This is a genomic window from Streptomyces indicus (assembly GCF_900100315.1).
Lineage (GTDB): Bacteria > Actinomycetota > Actinomycetes > Streptomycetales > Streptomycetaceae > Streptomyces > Streptomyces indicus.
The window spans coordinates 140,307-156,649 of record NZ_FNFF01000016.1 but is presented as its reverse complement, the minus strand read 5'-3'; the positions used below and the strand labels follow the sequence as shown (position 1 = coordinate 156,649).

At 66.7% G+C, this 16,343-nt stretch carries 16 protein-coding genes; 9 read left to right on the top strand and 7 right to left on the bottom strand.

Annotated features, from left to right (window positions below):
• Positions 1 to 119: 119 nt before the first annotated feature.
• The 5 genes from BLT97_RS30135 to BLT97_RS30115 all read left to right on the top strand — a co-directional run bounded on the left by BLT97_RS30135 (position 120) and on the right by BLT97_RS30115 (position 5,174).
• Positions 120 to 338 (top strand): hypothetical protein, encoded by a 219-nt coding sequence (locus tag BLT97_RS30135; protein WP_093615830.1) that lies wholly within the window; start codon positions 120 to 122, stop codon positions 336 to 338.
• Between the two features lie 197 nt (positions 339 to 535).
• Positions 536 to 964 (top strand): hypothetical protein, encoded by a 429-nt coding sequence (locus tag BLT97_RS30130; protein WP_093615828.1) that lies wholly within the window; start codon positions 536 to 538, stop codon positions 962 to 964.
• Between the two features lie 39 nt (positions 965 to 1,003).
• A complete protein-coding gene (locus tag BLT97_RS30125) occupies positions 1,004 to 3,238 on the top strand; it encodes a hypothetical protein (RefSeq protein ID WP_143041413.1) in 2,235 nt (744 codons plus the stop codon).
• On the top strand, positions 3,235 to 3,753 hold the full coding sequence (locus BLT97_RS37610; RefSeq protein WP_143041412.1) for a hypothetical protein: 519 nt from the start codon (positions 3,235 to 3,237) through the stop codon (positions 3,751 to 3,753). Before BLT97_RS30125 ends, BLT97_RS37610 begins: the two co-directional genes overlap by 4 nt.
• Before the next feature lie 410 nt (positions 3,754 to 4,163).
• Positions 4,164 to 5,174, top strand: a complete 1,011-nt coding sequence (locus tag BLT97_RS30115) for a hypothetical protein (RefSeq protein ID WP_093615822.1) — start codon at positions 4,164 to 4,166, stop codon at positions 5,172 to 5,174.
• A gap of 199 nt (positions 5,175 to 5,373) precedes the next feature.
• Here BLT97_RS30115 and BLT97_RS30110 read toward each other — a convergent pair whose 3' ends face one another.
• From BLT97_RS30110 to BLT97_RS30095, 3 genes are all read right to left on the bottom strand, one after another.
• A complete protein-coding gene (locus BLT97_RS30110) occupies positions 5,374 to 6,510 on the bottom strand; it encodes a hypothetical protein (protein ID WP_093615820.1) in 1,137 nt (378 codons plus the stop codon).
• Positions 6,498 to 7,763 carry a hypothetical protein gene (locus tag BLT97_RS30105; RefSeq protein WP_245769624.1) on the bottom strand — a complete coding sequence of 422 codons (1,266 nt, stop codon included), beginning with the start codon at positions 7,761 to 7,763 and terminating at the stop codon, positions 6,498 to 6,500. The genes BLT97_RS30110 and BLT97_RS30105 overlap by 13 nt, the downstream gene beginning before the upstream one ends.
• A 949-nt stretch (positions 7,764 to 8,712) precedes the next feature.
• Positions 8,713 to 9,264, bottom strand: coding sequence for a hypothetical protein (locus BLT97_RS30095; protein ID WP_093615817.1), 552 nt, complete (start codon positions 9,262 to 9,264; stop codon positions 8,713 to 8,715).
• A gap of 412 nt (positions 9,265 to 9,676) precedes the next feature.
• Between BLT97_RS30095 and BLT97_RS30090 the strand changes: the two genes are divergently transcribed.
• Positions 9,677 to 10,012: a hypothetical protein gene (locus BLT97_RS30090; RefSeq protein WP_093615815.1), complete on the top strand. Its 336-nt coding sequence runs from the start codon at positions 9,677 to 9,679 to the stop codon at positions 10,010 to 10,012.
• A gap of 72 nt (positions 10,013 to 10,084) precedes the next feature.
• Here BLT97_RS30090 and BLT97_RS30085 read toward each other — a convergent pair whose 3' ends face one another.
• Positions 10,085 to 10,432: a hypothetical protein gene (locus tag BLT97_RS30085; protein WP_093615813.1), complete on the bottom strand. Its 348-nt coding sequence runs from the start codon at positions 10,430 to 10,432 to the stop codon at positions 10,085 to 10,087.
• 518 nt (positions 10,433 to 10,950) lie between these two features.
• Between BLT97_RS30085 and BLT97_RS30080 the strand changes: the two genes are divergently transcribed.
• The 3 genes from BLT97_RS30080 to BLT97_RS30070 all read left to right on the top strand — a co-directional run bounded on the left by BLT97_RS30080 (position 10,951) and on the right by BLT97_RS30070 (position 13,778).
• Positions 10,951 to 11,700, top strand: coding sequence for a hypothetical protein (locus BLT97_RS30080; protein WP_093615811.1), 750 nt, complete (start codon positions 10,951 to 10,953; stop codon positions 11,698 to 11,700).
• Between the two features lie 349 nt (positions 11,701 to 12,049).
• Complete coding sequence (locus tag BLT97_RS30075) at positions 12,050 to 13,339, top strand: cation:proton antiporter (protein WP_093615809.1); 1,290 nt, start codon at positions 12,050 to 12,052, stop codon at positions 13,337 to 13,339.
• Positions 13,326 to 13,778: a CBS domain-containing protein gene (locus BLT97_RS30070; RefSeq protein WP_093615808.1), complete on the top strand. Its 453-nt coding sequence runs from the start codon at positions 13,326 to 13,328 to the stop codon at positions 13,776 to 13,778. The genes BLT97_RS30075 and BLT97_RS30070 overlap by 14 nt, the downstream gene beginning before the upstream one ends.
• A gap of 36 nt (positions 13,779 to 13,814) precedes the next feature.
• On the opposite strand, the gene BLT97_RS30065 is transcribed toward BLT97_RS30070, so the two are convergent.
• The 3 genes from BLT97_RS30065 to BLT97_RS38735 form a co-directional block, all read right to left on the bottom strand.
• Positions 13,815 to 14,297 (bottom strand): STAS domain-containing protein, encoded by a 483-nt coding sequence (locus BLT97_RS30065; protein WP_093615807.1) that lies wholly within the window; start codon positions 14,295 to 14,297, stop codon positions 13,815 to 13,817.
• Positions 14,294 to 15,589 (bottom strand): Na+/H+ antiporter NhaA, encoded by a 1,296-nt coding sequence (gene nhaA, locus BLT97_RS30060; protein ID WP_093615806.1) that lies wholly within the window; start codon positions 15,587 to 15,589, stop codon positions 14,294 to 14,296. The genes BLT97_RS30065 and nhaA overlap by 4 nt, the downstream gene beginning before the upstream one ends.
• 189 nt (positions 15,590 to 15,778) lie before the next feature.
• The gene (locus tag BLT97_RS38735; protein ID WP_245769623.1) at positions 15,779 to 16,321 is read right to left on the bottom strand and encodes a hypothetical protein; all 543 of its coding nucleotides are present in this window, start codon (positions 16,319 to 16,321) and stop codon (positions 15,779 to 15,781) included.
• Positions 16,322 to 16,343 lie beyond the last annotated feature (22 nt).

Here is a 16,343-nt window from a genome sequence, read left to right as displayed (position 1 = left end):
CCGTTCATCGGCAGTGCTTGACGCGTCTTTAATGCCGGGGCGATGAGGTGGAAGCACCCGGGCGGCCGTGATCGCCACCCACAAAGGCCATGTCACCGGAGCGCCAGGATCTGAGGCTCGTGGCGGAGCAGGGGACCAACGTCCAGCGCGTCCGCTTCGAGATCGAGACCCGCGGCCGCAGCGGCCTGATCTCCGCCGAGAACGAGGCCCGCACCCAGCGCGCCCTGGCCAAGGCGTACTGCGACAACCCCGCGGTCCTCCGGCACGAACTGGCCGCCGCCTCGAAGGAAAGGCAAGCCGACGGCGACGGAGGGAGGGGGGGGCATGCCCGACGCTGAGTCCGGATATGAGGGCTCCATCACCTGTTCCCACGACGCAGGCGCCCCGCTGTTGCCCCAACTCCTCCTGCACGCCCGCAAGCAGCACACGTTAGGGTGATCTTCGACTTTCTGCGTTTGCGGTCGTGTAGAGGGCTGCGCCTCGGAGCGGATCAGGCCGTGTGCGCAGCGCCGCAGCCAGGCGAAGGGGGAACCCGTTGGCATGGGATGAGTGGGAGCAGATCAAGTCCGAGGTTGCAGCCCGCCGTGAGGGTGCGGTGCAACTGAACAGTGCGGGTGGGGGGCCCGGTGACGGATCGATCCTCCGTACCAATTCCCCAGGCAAGAAGGAAGCGATCAGGTCCCTGCGGGAGGACATACGCCCCGGCGCGAAGAAGGCAGGCACCCATGCAGACGAGTCGACCGACGCTGCCGAGCGCGAGTTCAAGGGGTGGGACACGGGATCAGGGCTCAAGGACGCGCATGAGAAGTGGGCCCGCCAACTGACCAACCTTCAGTCCCGGCTCACGCAGGACCAAGAGGCATTGGGCATGACAAAGGGCGACTTCCAGCAGGTCGATGTGGGTGTGTACAGCTCGCTGGCTCAGATCGACAGCAAGTCACCGGATGCGCGGCGCGACGTCTAGTAACTCACGGGGGAATCGATGCTGTCCTATGAGGACGTCATGACCGTCCGTCTGGAACCGCTCACCACAGCGGCCAAGGACTGGGACGAAGTAGGCGACGGCTTCGAAGAGTTGGAGACGCTCTATCGCCACAAGGTCGAGAGCGTGGCCAACGATGGCGTCTGGGCCGGGGTGAGCGCGAGCGCTGCGTCCGGCCGGTTCGCCGCCACCCGCGCGGAATTCGAGGCCGGTCAGACCGAGGCCCGGGCCATCGCTTCCATCCTGCGCGATGCCCGCCAGCAGTTCACCACCCTGGTCAAACACGTGCGGGATCTCACTAAGGACGCGAAGGCCAAGGACTTCACGATCGATTCGGAAGGCCGCGCGCACTACGACTTCGACAAGCTGGCCCCGTATCGCAATGATCCGGACTACGACAAGGCCGTCCAGGATGCCCGCAAGGCGGAAGAGGACTGGACACGTTCCATCAAGCAAGGCGTGAAAGCGGTGGACGATGCCGACCAGGGCGTCAAGCTCGCTCTGCATGACGCCGCCGGTATCAAGGGATTCTTCGACGGCATGTTCGACCGCGCCCTGGGCCGCGGAGACGGGTTCAACGCGAACGCCGAAGGCGACATCGAAGTGGTCGAGGCCCGAGAGGCCAACAAGTACGCCAACTTGATTCTCGCCGGTGAAGAGCTCGACAAGGAGGACCTAGCCGAGTATCAGCGCCTGATGCGCGACAACGACGGGGACAAGGCATTCAGCCAGACCATGCTGAATGCGCTCGGGCCCGAGAACACGCTCAAACTGTCCAACAAGGTCAACGATCTCGCGTACGTCGACGACACCCAGGACAAGCGCGCCTACCTGAACATCAACGCCGGCCTGTCCAACTCCCTGGCCACAGCCACCCGCGTCCCTGAGTTCACGGACGCCAACGGCAAGCCTCTGCGGTACGGCACCGCCGCGTACCAGGAGGCGTTCAGCAACTGGAAGAAGACCCCGGACTCGGACTTCTACCTCAAGTGGCGCCAGGACCTCAACGAGCTCGGCGACGACAAGTACGACCTCAAGGTCGCCGGCGAGAAGGTCGACGTCGGCCGCGGCCACGGACAGGAGGTCCGTGGCTACCAGAGCCTGGCGACGCTCATGCAGCAAGGCAGCGGCGACTTCTCCCCGCAGTTCGTCTCAGACATCACTGACGACATGATCGCCATGGAGAAGAAGGACCCCGACATCTGGGACCTGCATGGCGAGTACAGCGGCAAGAACGACGGCTGGTTCGCCAACGATCCGGTGGATGCGTCCCTCGGGGTCATGGCACATAACCCCGAAGGCGCGGCCGTCTACCTCGACCCGGCCACGGAGGCGGGCAAGGAGCGGTACGAGTACCTGCTCGGAAATGGGGACGGTGCCCGCGACTGGGACATCCGCGACACCACATCGTTCATCAACGACAAGGCGGAGACTGCCGGCCCGGACGAGCAGGACAAGGACGAGCGCCGGGGCCTGGGAGACGCTCTCACTGCGGCGGCCACCGGCGTGGACCCGACGGACCCGAATGCCCGGGCCACGGAGCACACTGCCACGAACGACAGGATCTTCAGGCATTCCCTTGAGTTCCTGTCTGGACAGGGTGACGACATGCCGTCCTCGCTCCGCAACGACATGGCGAAGATTATGACCAGCCACGGCGAGGAAGTGCACGCCACGATGAGCAACTCGGGCGACCCACTGCCGCTGGACCGCGGGCAGGTCACGGAAATGACCAAACAGATCTCCCGGAGCGAGAATTCCTACGGAATGCTCCACGAAGGCATGAACTACGCCATCGTCGAATCCTTCCGCGACGAGAACCGGCGCCCCGAAGACACCTTGGACGCGGCCGGATATACGGTCGGGTTCATGGAAGAGGCTCGCTATAACGCCCTCAAGGGAGACCAGCACGACTACACCTGGGACAAGGCATGGAGCTACCACGCGTCGGGCGCCATGCTCAACTTCATCCCCGGTGTGGGTGACATCGCGCAGCGCGGTGCGGACATGGTGACAACCGCATGGATCATGGACGAGCAGCAGCGCCAAGCGGACGAGCTGACCGACAACAACAAGACCACTTATGAGGCTCGTAACGGGCAGCTCAAGTCGCTGGCCAACGAATGGTACGCCGTCAATTCGGCGTGGGCGCAGGACGAGACCGGCTACTCCGCTGACGAAGGCATCTACCGGCGGATCGAGGCCGCCGCGAACGACGGCAACGACGCGACCGACGGAATCGAGGGCGATCAGTGAGGAACCACGCACGGCGGGCGGCAGCTCTGGCTCTGCCCCTCCTGGGACTGACCACAGCGTGCGGAAATCCCATCGAAGTTCCGAAATCAATCTGCGGAACTCCCGTCGACCGCGATGTGATGAAACCTATCCTCCCCGAAGAGGGCGATGTGACGCAGTCCTCAGAGCAACTCACGCTTGATGAATACTGTGTTGTACGAGTGGACAAGAGCCGCCTGCTTCAGATCGAGATCCGAGGGCTGGACGAACCACTTCCCTCGGAGGACTGGATCCCGGACAGGAAGCTCGGATACCGCAGTGGAGAACCGACGCAACTCCCCTTCGCACGGCGGGCAATCGTCGGACGGCAAGGCGCGCTCGTAGAGACGGACTGCGGAAATCCGAGCAAGTACCTGCTCTTCAGAGTCGATTTCAGCCCCGTCGAGGGACAATCCGAAGCGACTGCCGCAACGGTGAAGGGATTCGTCCAGGACTACGTCACGGCCGCCAAGAAGCAGTTGGACTGCTCCTCGTGACGGCAGGGAGGCCGGCGATGGACAAACAGGGCGGCGCGCCGTCGACCGCAAGGCATGAGCCGGTCTTCATCCGCAGCAGGGGGGAACGAAGAGTGCATCTGTATTCTCCGCAGCCCATGTGGCATCGCTCTCATCATCGGCCCCCTGCTCTTCGCCGCGATCATGCTCTTCTCGCCTTCACCGGGTCCCGTTGGAGCGGGGGCGAACCCGCGGGGCCGTATGCAAAACGGCGGACGAGCTCGACGGTTCTGCCGATCCCGATCGTGAACTCCTCGCCCCACTGAGCGCAGGTCCCGCGGGCAGCTCGCCCGGAGGATGGGTCAGGGAATACCTGCACGCTCCTCCCCGGGGCTATGGACCCCGTCCGGTCCTACGCACAACGCACGCCATCACACCAAGAAGGGCCAAGCATGACTGCACGACGGACCAAGGTGGGTGCAGGCGTGTTCGCGCTCGCAGCCGGCGGGGCCATCTGGGGATTCGGCCCGTGGCACGACAACTCGGGTCCTTCACCGGCAGACACCTGCAACGGATCTCTGGCCGTGCGGGAGGCGGAAGAGTTCTTTCAGGATCCCGAGCTCGAATTCGACGGCAACACCGCGGAGTGGATAGGCCACGAGACGCACCATTGCGCAGCCTGGGCCGGCGGAGACAACTCCCTCGGGCGGCAGCTCAAGCTGAACATCCGTCCCTCGGCCGCGCACCGGGCCAGTGGCGCAGCCGAGGACAGTTCGGCCACGCCGATCGGATACGGCTGGAACGGCTCGTTCTCCACGACCGGCCTCGAAACCCGGGCCGCCGTTCTGATCGACTGCGCACCCATGGCGGGCAACGGCCTTCTCGTCCTGGCCGAGGTACGCCGCGAGGACGAGCAGCTCACCGACTCCCAGGTGCTCCAAGTGGCCCGGCTCGCCACCGAATCGGCCCGCCTCGCCGCCGAACACTGGGGCTGTGAGGGGAAGCTCGGGCAACGGCCCGAAACCGTGGACCGCACCCCCTGGCAGAGCCGCCCCGCTACCAAGGCGTCGGGAACCTGCCGCGACGTGGTCGACCCGCAGGAAGCGGCGCGGTTGCGGATCACGCGTGTATCGGAGAAACCTGCGGGCCGCGCGCTCACCGAAGTCTGCACCGTTCCCCTGCCCGGCAAGAACCGCCATGTCCGCCTCTCCGCCTATTACGGGCCCTCCGCTCAACAGGAGAGGTACCTGGACGACCGCTACCCAGACACCGTGAACGGCGCAGTCATGCGGTCTCAGAACTGCGGAGGCGGGTTGGGAACGGCGTACTTCAAATTCGAGGAGTTCCCACGACCAGACGCTGAGAAGCAAATTCGCAGCACCCTCACCTCCACGGATGCGCGCCGGCTGCTGTCGGCATTTTCCGCCGCCTCCACTACCCGGCACGGATGCCAAAGGCACTGAGTAGTTCGAAAAAAGGGGCAACATGGTTGCCCCATGAGTCGAGCTCGAACTGGGCGTCACCGCTTTCGACGAGCACGCTGGTGCGGAGCTGCCACGATCCAAACACTTCACGGCCCGCTCGACGAGAGCGCCATCTCCACGAACTCGAGGACGGGACTCGTGGACACGGGCACCCGATGCCCTCCAACAGCCCCGGCCCTCACTCTCCCGGCGAGGCAGGTGCCTCGCAGCCGCGTTCTTCGGCCGACCGCTCGGCGAAGGCCCTGAGCGCGGCCTGCTCGTAGGCGGTGTCGGCCTGGGTCGGCTGGGCATTGGCGTGGCGGTGCACCGTGTAGAGGGCTGTCCTGTTGCTTCCGGTGCAGAGAGCGCTGGTCCAGTGGCCGTGTCCGTAGAGCTCTCCCTTCTTCACTTGGGCCCAGGGGCGGCCGTCGAGGGTGTCGTGGCGTTCGAAGTTGCGGTGCGCTGCCTCTTCGGCAAACGGGCCGTAGTGAGCGGTGAGGGTGTAGACGTGCGAGTCGCGGCCGGAGCCGAGTTCGCATTCCTCGTACGGTGCCGGGCCGGTGCGCTGCTCCCAGGCATGGGTGACCCGCTTCCCGTTCGCGGGAATCCCGGCGCAGCTGCCGGTCGTCTCCTCGAGCGGGACTCCCTCGTCCTCGTTGATCGGGAGGGGGACGTCGGTGAGCGGCCGGCCGAGCTTCGCGTCGCACCCCCAGGTGGCGGAGGCTGCGGCGGCGGTGCGAGTGGCCACGCGCGCGAAGGCAAGACGGCGGGCGGGGTTGTCGAGTGTGCTGTCGTCCTGCGACACCTGCGCGGTGACCAGCAGATCACTGCGGCCGGCGGCGCAGTCGAGAAGGACCGACGTGGTCGCCGAAGCATCGTCGTCGTACGAGTCCGAACCCGCGAACACCGCGTTCCAGCCCTGCCCCAGCGGCGCGGGCGGCAGGTTCGAGCGTGCGGCCGGCGGATACAGGCTCTCCGCGCGATCTTCCGGATTCAGGGTCGGGACGCCGCTGATGGTCACCGCAACGGATCCGTCGGCGAACGGACGTCCGGTGTTCCCCTCGGACTCGCGGCTGAGAATGCACTCCACCCGGAGCGATGTCTCCTCGCCCTCGAGCGCCCCCTCGACGACGTCGTTCCCGGCGACGAGCGACCGGTCGCCGAGAAGGGAACGTATGTCCTCAACCGGCAGCGTGCCCGCACAGGCCTCCTCCATCAGGCGGCCAGTGGACCAGCGGTCGTAACCGCCCCCGAACCAGAAGATGCCGCCCGCCAGGAGGAACAGCGCGCCTGCCGCTGCGGCGAACTTCACGGCGTGGCGCTTCAGCGCACCCATTCCTCGACCTCTCCAAGGATTTTCGTGTCCCCACAACCCGAACGCTTCGGCCAGGCTTTGTCGTCGGCCAGGTAGCGGTCGAGGGTGGCGCGGGCGTGCTGTGAGAACTCCGTGCGGTCGGATCGGCTCATCACGTGCTTCGTCTCGTCACCGACGGCGGGAAACTCCGCGGTGAGCGTGATCCGGTGATAGCTGCGCCCGGTGTCGCACCGCGACCTCGCCCAGAGCGAGAGCGTCGTACCCTCCTTCGCCACCGTCACGCTGCCGTCCGGTCGCGTCGGTGACCGCTGGCGCGCGCCTGGGACGTGGCCGGTCTCGGCGAACCGCTCGTAGGCGCCGTCCGCGTAACTCCCCGCCCAGCTCTGGACGATCGCGTCGACGATGGGCGCGCCCTCGTACCCGGTGGAGTAGCCGACCATCTGCCCTCGGCAGAGCCCCCGGCGCTCGTCGAATCCGCTGTCGCTCGTCCACTCCCAGCCGTACTCGCTCGTCGGCCGTCCGTCCGTATCCGTGCTGTCGCCCTCCTCGAACCGGAGCGTTTCCGGATCGAGCCAGGCACACAACGTGGACGGTTCATAGGAAGTCCGCGGAGCCGGAGCGGATTTGGTCGTGATGCTGCCCGTACCGCAGTTCTGCTTCTCCGTGACCCAGTTGGCCACGCGCACGGCGGTCCGGGCGGTGCGCAAACGGTCCGCGTGCGGAACGTCGTACTCGCTCTCGGCCTGTGCCGGCAGCGTCACCGACACCTGGAGGTCCCTCGACGGCAGCGTCCGCCCCTTCAGCCCGTTGGGGCATTCGACCTTCAACGATGCGGTCACCTCACTGCCCTCCAGCCGCTCACCGGCGACCGTTGAACCGTGCGCGCCGAGCGGCAGCGGAATCTCGAAGTCGTCGACCTGGGGGACGTAGGGCGTCGCGTCGCCAGGATCCTTCTCGCTGTTCCCCGGTTTCGCGTCGCCCTGGCCTGCTACGAGCGCTTCAGCCCGGATCGTCACTGCTGCATCAGGGCCCCATCGACCGCCTCCCCAGGAAAGGGTGCAGTCGAGCAGCGCCCGGCTCTCCTGTCCCGGGTCGAGCATCGTCCCGTACTCCTCCAGCGTCCCCGCCGAGTCGTCGGGCAGGTACTGCCTCAGGTCCCGCTCGGGCAGCAAACCCGCACAGGCTCGCTTCAACTCTGAACGGTTCTGGGCCTGTTGCCGTTGCTGATCATTCGCCTGCCATACAAGGGCACCCGCGGCGAGCACACAGGTCACGGCACCCAGCATCCCGAGAATCCACCACTTGCGCCGAAGCGTCGTAGGCACTGCACACCCTCCCCCATGATCCAAAGCCTGACGCTATCAAGCCCGACGACCGCACTGCCGATCGCCAGTAGCCTCGGAGTGACTGTGAGCCTGGCTGGGCTACTCCCTGCGGCAGAGGGTTCCGGCAAAGCCGCAGGCCGACGCAGTGGTGTGCCCCGAGGCGCACCAACTGGGCGCCGGCGCGAGAACCCAGGCGCACTCTGCGTCTGCTCAGATCTGGGCAACCAGGGGGACGAGCAGGCAGGCCACGGCGGACAGCACGAGCAGGGCACTCACCGGGCTCCAGGTGAACCGTCGGGCCGGAGGAGCCGGCGACGCATGCTCCTTGCCGCGAGACTGACGTGCATGCATGCGCCCACACGACGTCGTGACGCAGGGAAGAGAAGGCCTAGAGCGCGTCCCACAGCGATGTGTCGAACCATAAGAAGTCGACCTCTTCACCCGCCCCTGTCTCCAGGACCAGCCCACCCCGCCACGAGTCACGGTGCAGCCGGCGCACAGCCCCCGCCGGAACGACCACGTGGTGGAAGACCGCGTGACGGACGATCTCCCCCAGGCGCAGAACGACACGAATCAGGGAGCAGCGCCAGCAGAACGCGGCAAAGGCCAGCGGGAGAGCGGCGGCAACAACGCCTCTGTCCCGACCGGTCAGCAGCAGACCTACCGCTCCGGCAACCGCACCGAGGCCAACGGCGCGCAGGACGACCACCCGCAGTCAACGTCGCAGCACCACCCGGCCCCGACGTTTCGGCTAATAGGACCGCACCAGCCGCATCCAGGGCGTCGCCGGCCCGTACCACGCATCCCCACAGGCATGCGATGACCTTCGCCCGCCGCTCCGGGGCCGGGTTGCGGAGCCCGGCCAGCGCGGGCGCGAAAGAGGCCCCGGACGGTCACCTCACGGCCTGGGGTGGTGCCTGACGGGGACACCGGGAGCGAAGTAGGCGACTGCGGCCGTCAGTTGGTCCACATCGAGATGCCAGCCGTTCACCGCGCGCGAGCACATCGCCACCTCGGCGGGCACCGGCACGAGCCAGTTCACGGCTGCCCGTGCCATCGGACGGTCGCCGGGCAGTGCCGGTGCGTCGGCGTGCCGGGCGATGCCGATGTAGGGCAGGGTCGCTCCCCCTCCGACGGACTGGCGCCACAGAACGAATCCGGTGATGTCACCCCACGGCACATGGACGGTGGTGGCCCGGTAACGGGCCGGGTTTCCGCCCAAGAGCACACCGGTCGCGTCCACCCGGAAGGCGACCTTACGACTCAGCGCGGTGTACGCCATGAAGAGCCCGCCGGCACCGAACAGCGGCAGACCCAAGACCCGGGCGAGCAGCGGCACTCCGGGAAGCAGAAGCATGGTCGTGAAAATGACCGAGATCGTCACGACAGCGATGGTCTTGCGATCCCAGCCGTAGCGAGCCTGATACACCGGCAGCGCGTCCCCGATCATGGACAGATGATGCCAGCGCCGTGATCGCCCAGGAAGCCCGCGCACACGGATCGTTACTCAAAGCGTCAGGCCGCACCTCACCAACACGGCAAGCCGCCGACCTGCAAAGTGCCGCACAACACGATCCCTCGCGGCCTTCTCGCAACATCCACGAACCAGGCACCGTCACGGAGCCGGACACAACCAAGCCCGCACTCTCCGACTCCCATCGGTCCGACACAGTGAGCAGGGCACAGGCCTCCGCCTCCACCTGCTCCCGCCGGTCGGCCTCGGCGGTCGGCTTCGGTGGCCGGGCGCGGGAGCCTGTCGCTGTAAGGATCTGCGAGGTCACCGACTCCACAGATGTACGTCCGGTCTGGCCCGGTGTTCCGCCCTTCCATAGGGTGGTGATCGCACACGAAGGGGGACGAGGGTGAACGGCGATCCGTTGTATCACTGGACAGCGCTGGGCATATCCACGTTGCTGATGCTGCCGATGCCGGTGGCCATGCTGGCAGGGTGGGCGCCGCGCTGGTTGCGTAACCGGCAGGCCGGTATGCGGCTTCGTGCCTACGGCATCCTATGCATCTACACCCAGATGCTCTTCTACGGAATCCCCAGAATCGCCGATGCCTCCTTCGAGGCTGTCATGACCTGCATGAACATCGGTCTCGGTTTCCTCGCTATCGCCGCGGTGCTCTTTCTGCTCTCGGCCCTCAAGGATGCAAGCGCGCGAAGGCCCAGCCAAGTCGAACCTCGGGAGAGCTGACTCCGCCGCTTTCCGTTTCGGCGGTCCACGGCGTTGCACTTTTGGAGCCAGGCGTCGGCTTCGACCGTGGCGTCACCGGTCGGATGCGCACCGCACACCGTTCCGCTCGGCGCCGTCCGGAGTCCACGACGGCCCCAGTATCACGTCGTATGCCACAGCCAGTGCGACAGTCACCGCGCACATCAGCACGGCGCCGTACTCGCCGGCAGTGACGATGTCCCGATCGGCATGCGCTACCCGTGGCAGGAATGCACACAGCGCCGCTCCGTACAGAGCCGCGCCCCCGGCACCGAGCAGCCGCACCGGACCGGGGCGGTGTCGGATGACGCTGGGAATCCAGCCGCCCATCAGCGCAATGCTCGGCAGCAGGACGAGCAGTGTGCACGTACCGAGCAAGATCCAGCCAGTGGTGGGACTCATGACAGCGGGACCTTCCAACGTCCTCGGGGGCTCGGCCCCAGGATCCCAGGCCTGGGCAACCAGCCCCGCTGTGACACGTGACCCATACGCCCGCTCTTAACGGGAACGATACGCAGCGGCTGTCTCCAAAGGCAGCCCTGGAACACCTGGCACCACTGCGGCGGAGCACACACCTATGGCTCCGCCGAGGGCCAGACCCACTGACGCATGGACAAGCACTGAGCCCACCCGGGACGTGACAGCCAGGCGTCAGCCAGAGGCCTGCCAGGGCACTGGTGCGGAACACGCACTCCTGGCGCCGCAGAGCCTCCCACCTGTCACTGCCCGGAGCAGCCACAGCCCGGCAGCCCTCACAGCCTCTTCATGCGCAGAGCGGCGCCCTGCGGTAGGCCGCTTCCACCCAGATCACCTGTGGCCCGTCAGGGTGAAATAGGCGCCCTGACGGCGCGTCACTCTGGACAGCGCGGAATGTCACAAAACGACCATCACACTATCCCCTCGAAGGGTCTGTGGCATCCATGCGCATTCACCGCTCCTACCGCCGGGCCACGTCGATCGCTGTGGCCGCCGTCGTCCTGGCAGGCATCTCAGCTCCGGCCGCGATGGCGGCCGTCCCCGGCCACGCATCGTCCGCATCTACGGTCGTGCCGTCCCCTGATACACCCCTCACCGGTGGCCTTCTCACCCTCGACCTCGCCACCGCCCTCAAGCTGGGTGCACACGGGGTCGCGGTGGCAGTGGACGGTAAGGTGCAGACCGATGCCGTGGTGCGACTGAAGGTCGGCAGCGGCAGCAAGGTCGTCCATCAGAACAGGAAGCTCGTCGGCGGCACAGTCGTCCTCGACGGCACCGTGGAACTGACCAAGGGCAGTAAGAAGATCACGGTCTCCCGTCTGTCGGTCGACATCGCCACGGGAGCCATCACAGCGGATGTGGACGCCCGGACGAGAGTGAAGATCGGCAGCGTCGTCAACCCGAAGAGCCTCACCGTCAAGACCGACAAGGGCTCCACCACCGCCGTCATCATGCTCGCCGACCAGGGTGTCACCCTGAGCGCCGACCTCCTGGCGCGCATCGACGCGGCGCTCGACACGAAGCTGTCGGCCAACGTGGACGTCAACGTGAACGCCGCACTCGACGTGGACGCCGCGCTCGCGGTCGGCGGCAAGGTCAACCTCGACCTCGCCGCGGCTCTGGGGCTCAACACGAACCTCAGTCTGTCGGCGCTGCTCGGCCTGGACGCGATCCTCGGAGTGCACCTTCTCTGACCGCGACCTCTTGTAGTTGCGTGGCCGGCTTCGGATCCGGTCACGCAACTCCTTGCCCCTCACGTCGATTTCGACCGACGAAACGAGCAACACCGCCGATTGCCCCATCCGTGAACGGCATCTGAAGGCCGGCCGGATGCGACAACTCTGCTCGCGAGGGCTCGCAGGTATGCGGCATCGAAACTGCCTGCTTCCGGCAACTTCGCGTGCCCCTGCGTGCGCGTAAAGGACCTGTCAGCGTCACGTATTGAACGTGTAAGGTCCGCCTTGGTGTGCCGGGAAGTCTGGTCGGCGGTTCGGGGACAGGTGTCTCCGGGCGAAGTCTGCAAGCCGATCGGGGGCGTACATCATGGTGCTGGTTGCTGTGTTCGGGGTGGCACTGCTGGTGGCGGTGCTGCTGTCCGGACTCGCGGCACGGACGGTGCTTTCCACATCGCTGCTGTTCCTGGTGGGCGGGGCGATCGTCAGCGACGGATTCCTCGGCCTGATCCACATCACTCCGGACAGCGAGATCGTGGCCGTCACGGCCGATCTGGCGTTGTTCGCGGTGCTGTTCACCGACGGCATGCACGTACACTTCGGCAAGCTCAAGGAGAACTGGAAGAACCCGGCTCGTGCGCTCGGCCTCGGAATGCCGCTCGCGTTCGTGGGCATGGCTCTGGTGGCGCACTACGTCGTAGGTCTGGACTGGACGACGTCGTTCCTGGTGGGCGCCGTACTGGCGCCGACCGACCCGGTGTTCGCCTCGGCGATCGTCGGGCGCAAGGAAGTGCCTTCCAAGCTGCGGCAGTTGCTGAACGTGGAGTCCGGCATCAACGACGGTCTCGCGCTGCCCGTAGTCCTCATCCTGATCGCGGCCGCCGGCCCGAGCGCCGGTCACGCCGAGGCGTCGTACGCGAAGATCGCTTTGGAGCTCGGGCTCGGCCTCGCCTTCGGCGTGGTGTTGCCGTTGCTCGTGAGCATGCTGGTGCGCTTGCGTCACCTGGGTGCGGAGCCGAAGCTCCAGCCTCTGCTGCCACTGGCGATCGGCGTGATCCTGTACGGACTGTGCCACCTCACGCACGCCAACCCCTACCTCGCCGCGTTCTCCGCGGGAGCCGTCCTCACCGCCGTATCCCCGGAGGCCAAGACCGCGTTCGAGCCGCTGGGCGAAGCGCTGGCCGAACTGGCCAAGTTCGCCGCCCTGTTGGTCTTCGGCGCACTCCTCACGCCGCAGCTCTTCGGTGACCTGTCCATCGGCGGATACGTCGCCGTGGTGCTGGCGATCGCCCTGATCCGTCCGGCCTCGCTGTTGATCTCGCTGCTCGGCACACGTTTCACCCGGCAGGAGAAGCTGGTCGCCGCCTGGTTCGGGCCCAAGGGTTTCGCCTCCGTCGTGTACGGGTTGCTCGTGCTGCAAGCCGGCATCCCGCAAGGCGAGGAGGCCTTCACACTCATCGCGGTCTGCATCGCAGTCTCGATCATCGCGCACAGCAGCACCGACGTGCCCATCGCCAAGCTCTTCCACGTGGACGACCTCGCAGGTATCCCCGGCGGGCACAGCGACGCAGGAGCAGAACACAGCACAGACTCCGCCGCCGAATCCAGCGCGCGGACCGCACCCGCACCACGCAAGGAGAACGGCCATGCTCGCGCGTGACCTCGCAGAGCACTATCCCTCGGTCACGACCGACGACGACGCCGTCCAAGCGCTCCACCTGCTTGCCGAGCACGGACTTCCCGCACTGCTCGTGGTCGATCCCGACGGACTGCCGTGGGCCGTCGTGCCCGGTTCCCAACTGGTACGGCAACTGGTGCCCGACTACGTACAGGAAGACCCGCTGATCGCCGCTGTCGTCACCGACCGCAACGTCGGGGAGATGAAGGAGGAGTTGGCGGGCCGGTCGGCGGCGGAGTGGCTGCCCCGCCGCCGGTGCACGCCACCGTTCGTCGGCCCCGACGCGAGCGCGACGACCGTCGCCGCCCTCATGGCGCGTACGCATACGCCTCTGGTCGCCGTCATCGAACGGGACGGCGACCGCGTTCACCTCGTGGGTGCCGTCACCGCGGCCCGGCTGCTCGGGCAACTCATCGGCTGATTCCGCTGCCGGCGCAGCGGGCACGTTGGTGTCAGGTCAGTCTCGGTAGTGGTGGTGGGGGTCCAGACCGAGGGTGTGGAGAACCGTGCGTGCCTGGGGGCTGGCGTTACGGACAATGATCTCGGTGCGTTGCTTGTGGGCGATACGAGCAGCCGTCAGAAACGCCATCGCACCGTCTCTGGTGAGGAGTTCGACCTTCGACATGTCGATCTCCAACGTTGCGGGGCGGGTGGAGAGCGCTACGGTCAGCCAACGTGTTGTGGCGTCGGCGGTCTCGGCACTGATCTCGCCCCGTAGCCGGACGACATCCGGCGTCGCGTGCGTGCTGCCACGCATGGTGGGAGTGCCTGGTAACCGGAGCGTCTTGATCGCGATGCGCAGTGCTGTGGCAGCGGCAATGAGGCACACGACCCTCGCCCACGCGGGCGCGAGCTCGATGAACCCCGTAGTGGCCAAGACGCACAAGGCCAGCCACACCGCCGCAGTGAGCCGACGACGGCACGTTGCGGACGCGGTCATGTGCTGCTTCCGTCGGCGCGCTGGTAGACGTCCGGGATGTCGTCGCCGTCCTCATCCGCGTGCTCTTCCTCGTACAAGCGCTGGTAGACCCTGTTCCTGCGGCGCAGGAGCACGGTGGCGAGGAGGGCTGCGGTGAGGGAGGCGACGAGCACGGCGGCCTTGATGTGTTCGCCGGCGGCGGCGTCAGGGAAGGCGAGCTCCCCGATGAGCAGAGCCACGGTGAAGCCGATTCCGGCGAGGGTCGCCAATCCGAATACGTCGGCCCAGGCCAGGTCCGGGTTGAGCTGGGCACGGGTGAAGCGGACCGCCAGGTAGGTGCCGACAAAAATGCCGAGTATCTTGCCGCAGGTCAGGCCTACGATCACCCCGAGGGGTTCCGGGTTGGTGAACACCTGGCCCAGTGCTTCGCCCGAGACGCTCACCCCCGCGGCGAACAGCGCGAAGAGCGGCACGCACAGCCCGGCGGAGAACGGGTGCAGCACATGCCCGGTCCGCGCGCCCGGCGACCTCTGCTCTCCCTTGTCGCGTGTCGTCCGCAGGATCAGGCCCATGGCGACGCCGGCGACGGTGACGTGGACCCCGCTGTTGTACATCAGCGCCCATATCGCGACGCCGAGTGGCACGTACCACCACCAACCCTGCACACGCCGCCGCTGCAAGACGTAGAAGACGACCAGTCCTGCGAAAGCCCCGGCCAGGGCCCAGAAGTTGATGTTCGAGGTGAAGAACACGGCGATGATCAGGATCGCACCGAGGTCGTCGACCACCGCAAGCGTCAGCAGAAAGGCCCGCAGCGCGGTCGGGAGATGGGTGGAGATGACCGCCAATACCGCCAGCGCGAACGCGATGTCGGTGGCCATCGGCACCGCCCAGCCGTCCAGGCTTCCGCCCCCGGCTGCTGCGGTGAGCGCATACAAGGCGGCGGGGACAACCATGCCGCACACCGCCGCGATCACCGGCAGCACGGCGGTGGACGGGGTGCTGAGTGAGCCGACGACCAGTTCCCGCTTGAGCTCGATGCCTGCGACCAGGAAGAAGACGGTCAACAGGCCGTCCGAGGTCCAGTGGCCGACCGACAGGTCGAGCCCCAGCGCGGGTATGCCGAAGTGGAAGTCGCGAAGCGTGGCATACGTGTCGCTGAACGGAGTGTTCGCCCAGATCAGCGCGACCACCGCTGCCGCCAGGAGCACCAGACCGCCCACCGTCTCGGTGCGCAGCGCCTCGGCCACAGCCTGCCGCTCGGGCCAGCTGAGACGCCCCAGAAACGGGCTGCGGGACGGGGCAGCGGCCAAGACGGTCCACCTCCGGGGTGGCGGTGAAAGGGCGCATGGCCCTACTGACGCCGACCAGACTTCCCGGCACACCCCGCGCACCTTCTTGACGCGTTCCTTACACCCTACCCACGGCAGTCCGTCACGCGCAGTCCGGGCACTGCGCCACCGAGCTCAGGCACCAGACCTTCCCGTGATGCGGCGGGTCCGTCACCTGTCGACTCGATACAGCTTGATCTTGCGGTTGGCGAAGAGGTGGACGTATCCGCAGTCCCAGCAGATGAGCCCGGTGGCCGACTCATCAGCCCATGCGAGGTTCAGGAACTCCATGCCGCCGCTGTTGAGCTTCACCGACCGCTCGCGGAACCTATCGCCGTCGCAGAACTGACACGAGATCCACGTGTCGTTCAGCGCGGCGTGCACGGGTTTCGCCATGGTTCCTCCAGCTTGAAAGTCCTCGCCGGGGCGGCGTCGGCCCATCCGTTCCCATTGCGGCGCGGGGAACGCAGCGGTCCGTCTGCGCGACAGGCAGGGGGCGCAGGGGACCGAACGCTTCCTCGAGCCCTGTGCCTCCTGAACGTGCCCCTGAAGCCCCTGGTTGCCGGTATCCGGCATCAGGCTTTGCCCGCCCCGTATCGCGCCCATCGTCGCATCACAACCCGCGTCGACACATTGCCGTTGACCGGCAGTGCTTGACGCGTCTTTAATGCCGGGGCGACGAGATGGAAGCGCCCCGGCATCCGTGATCGCCATCGAACAGGATCATGTCACCGGG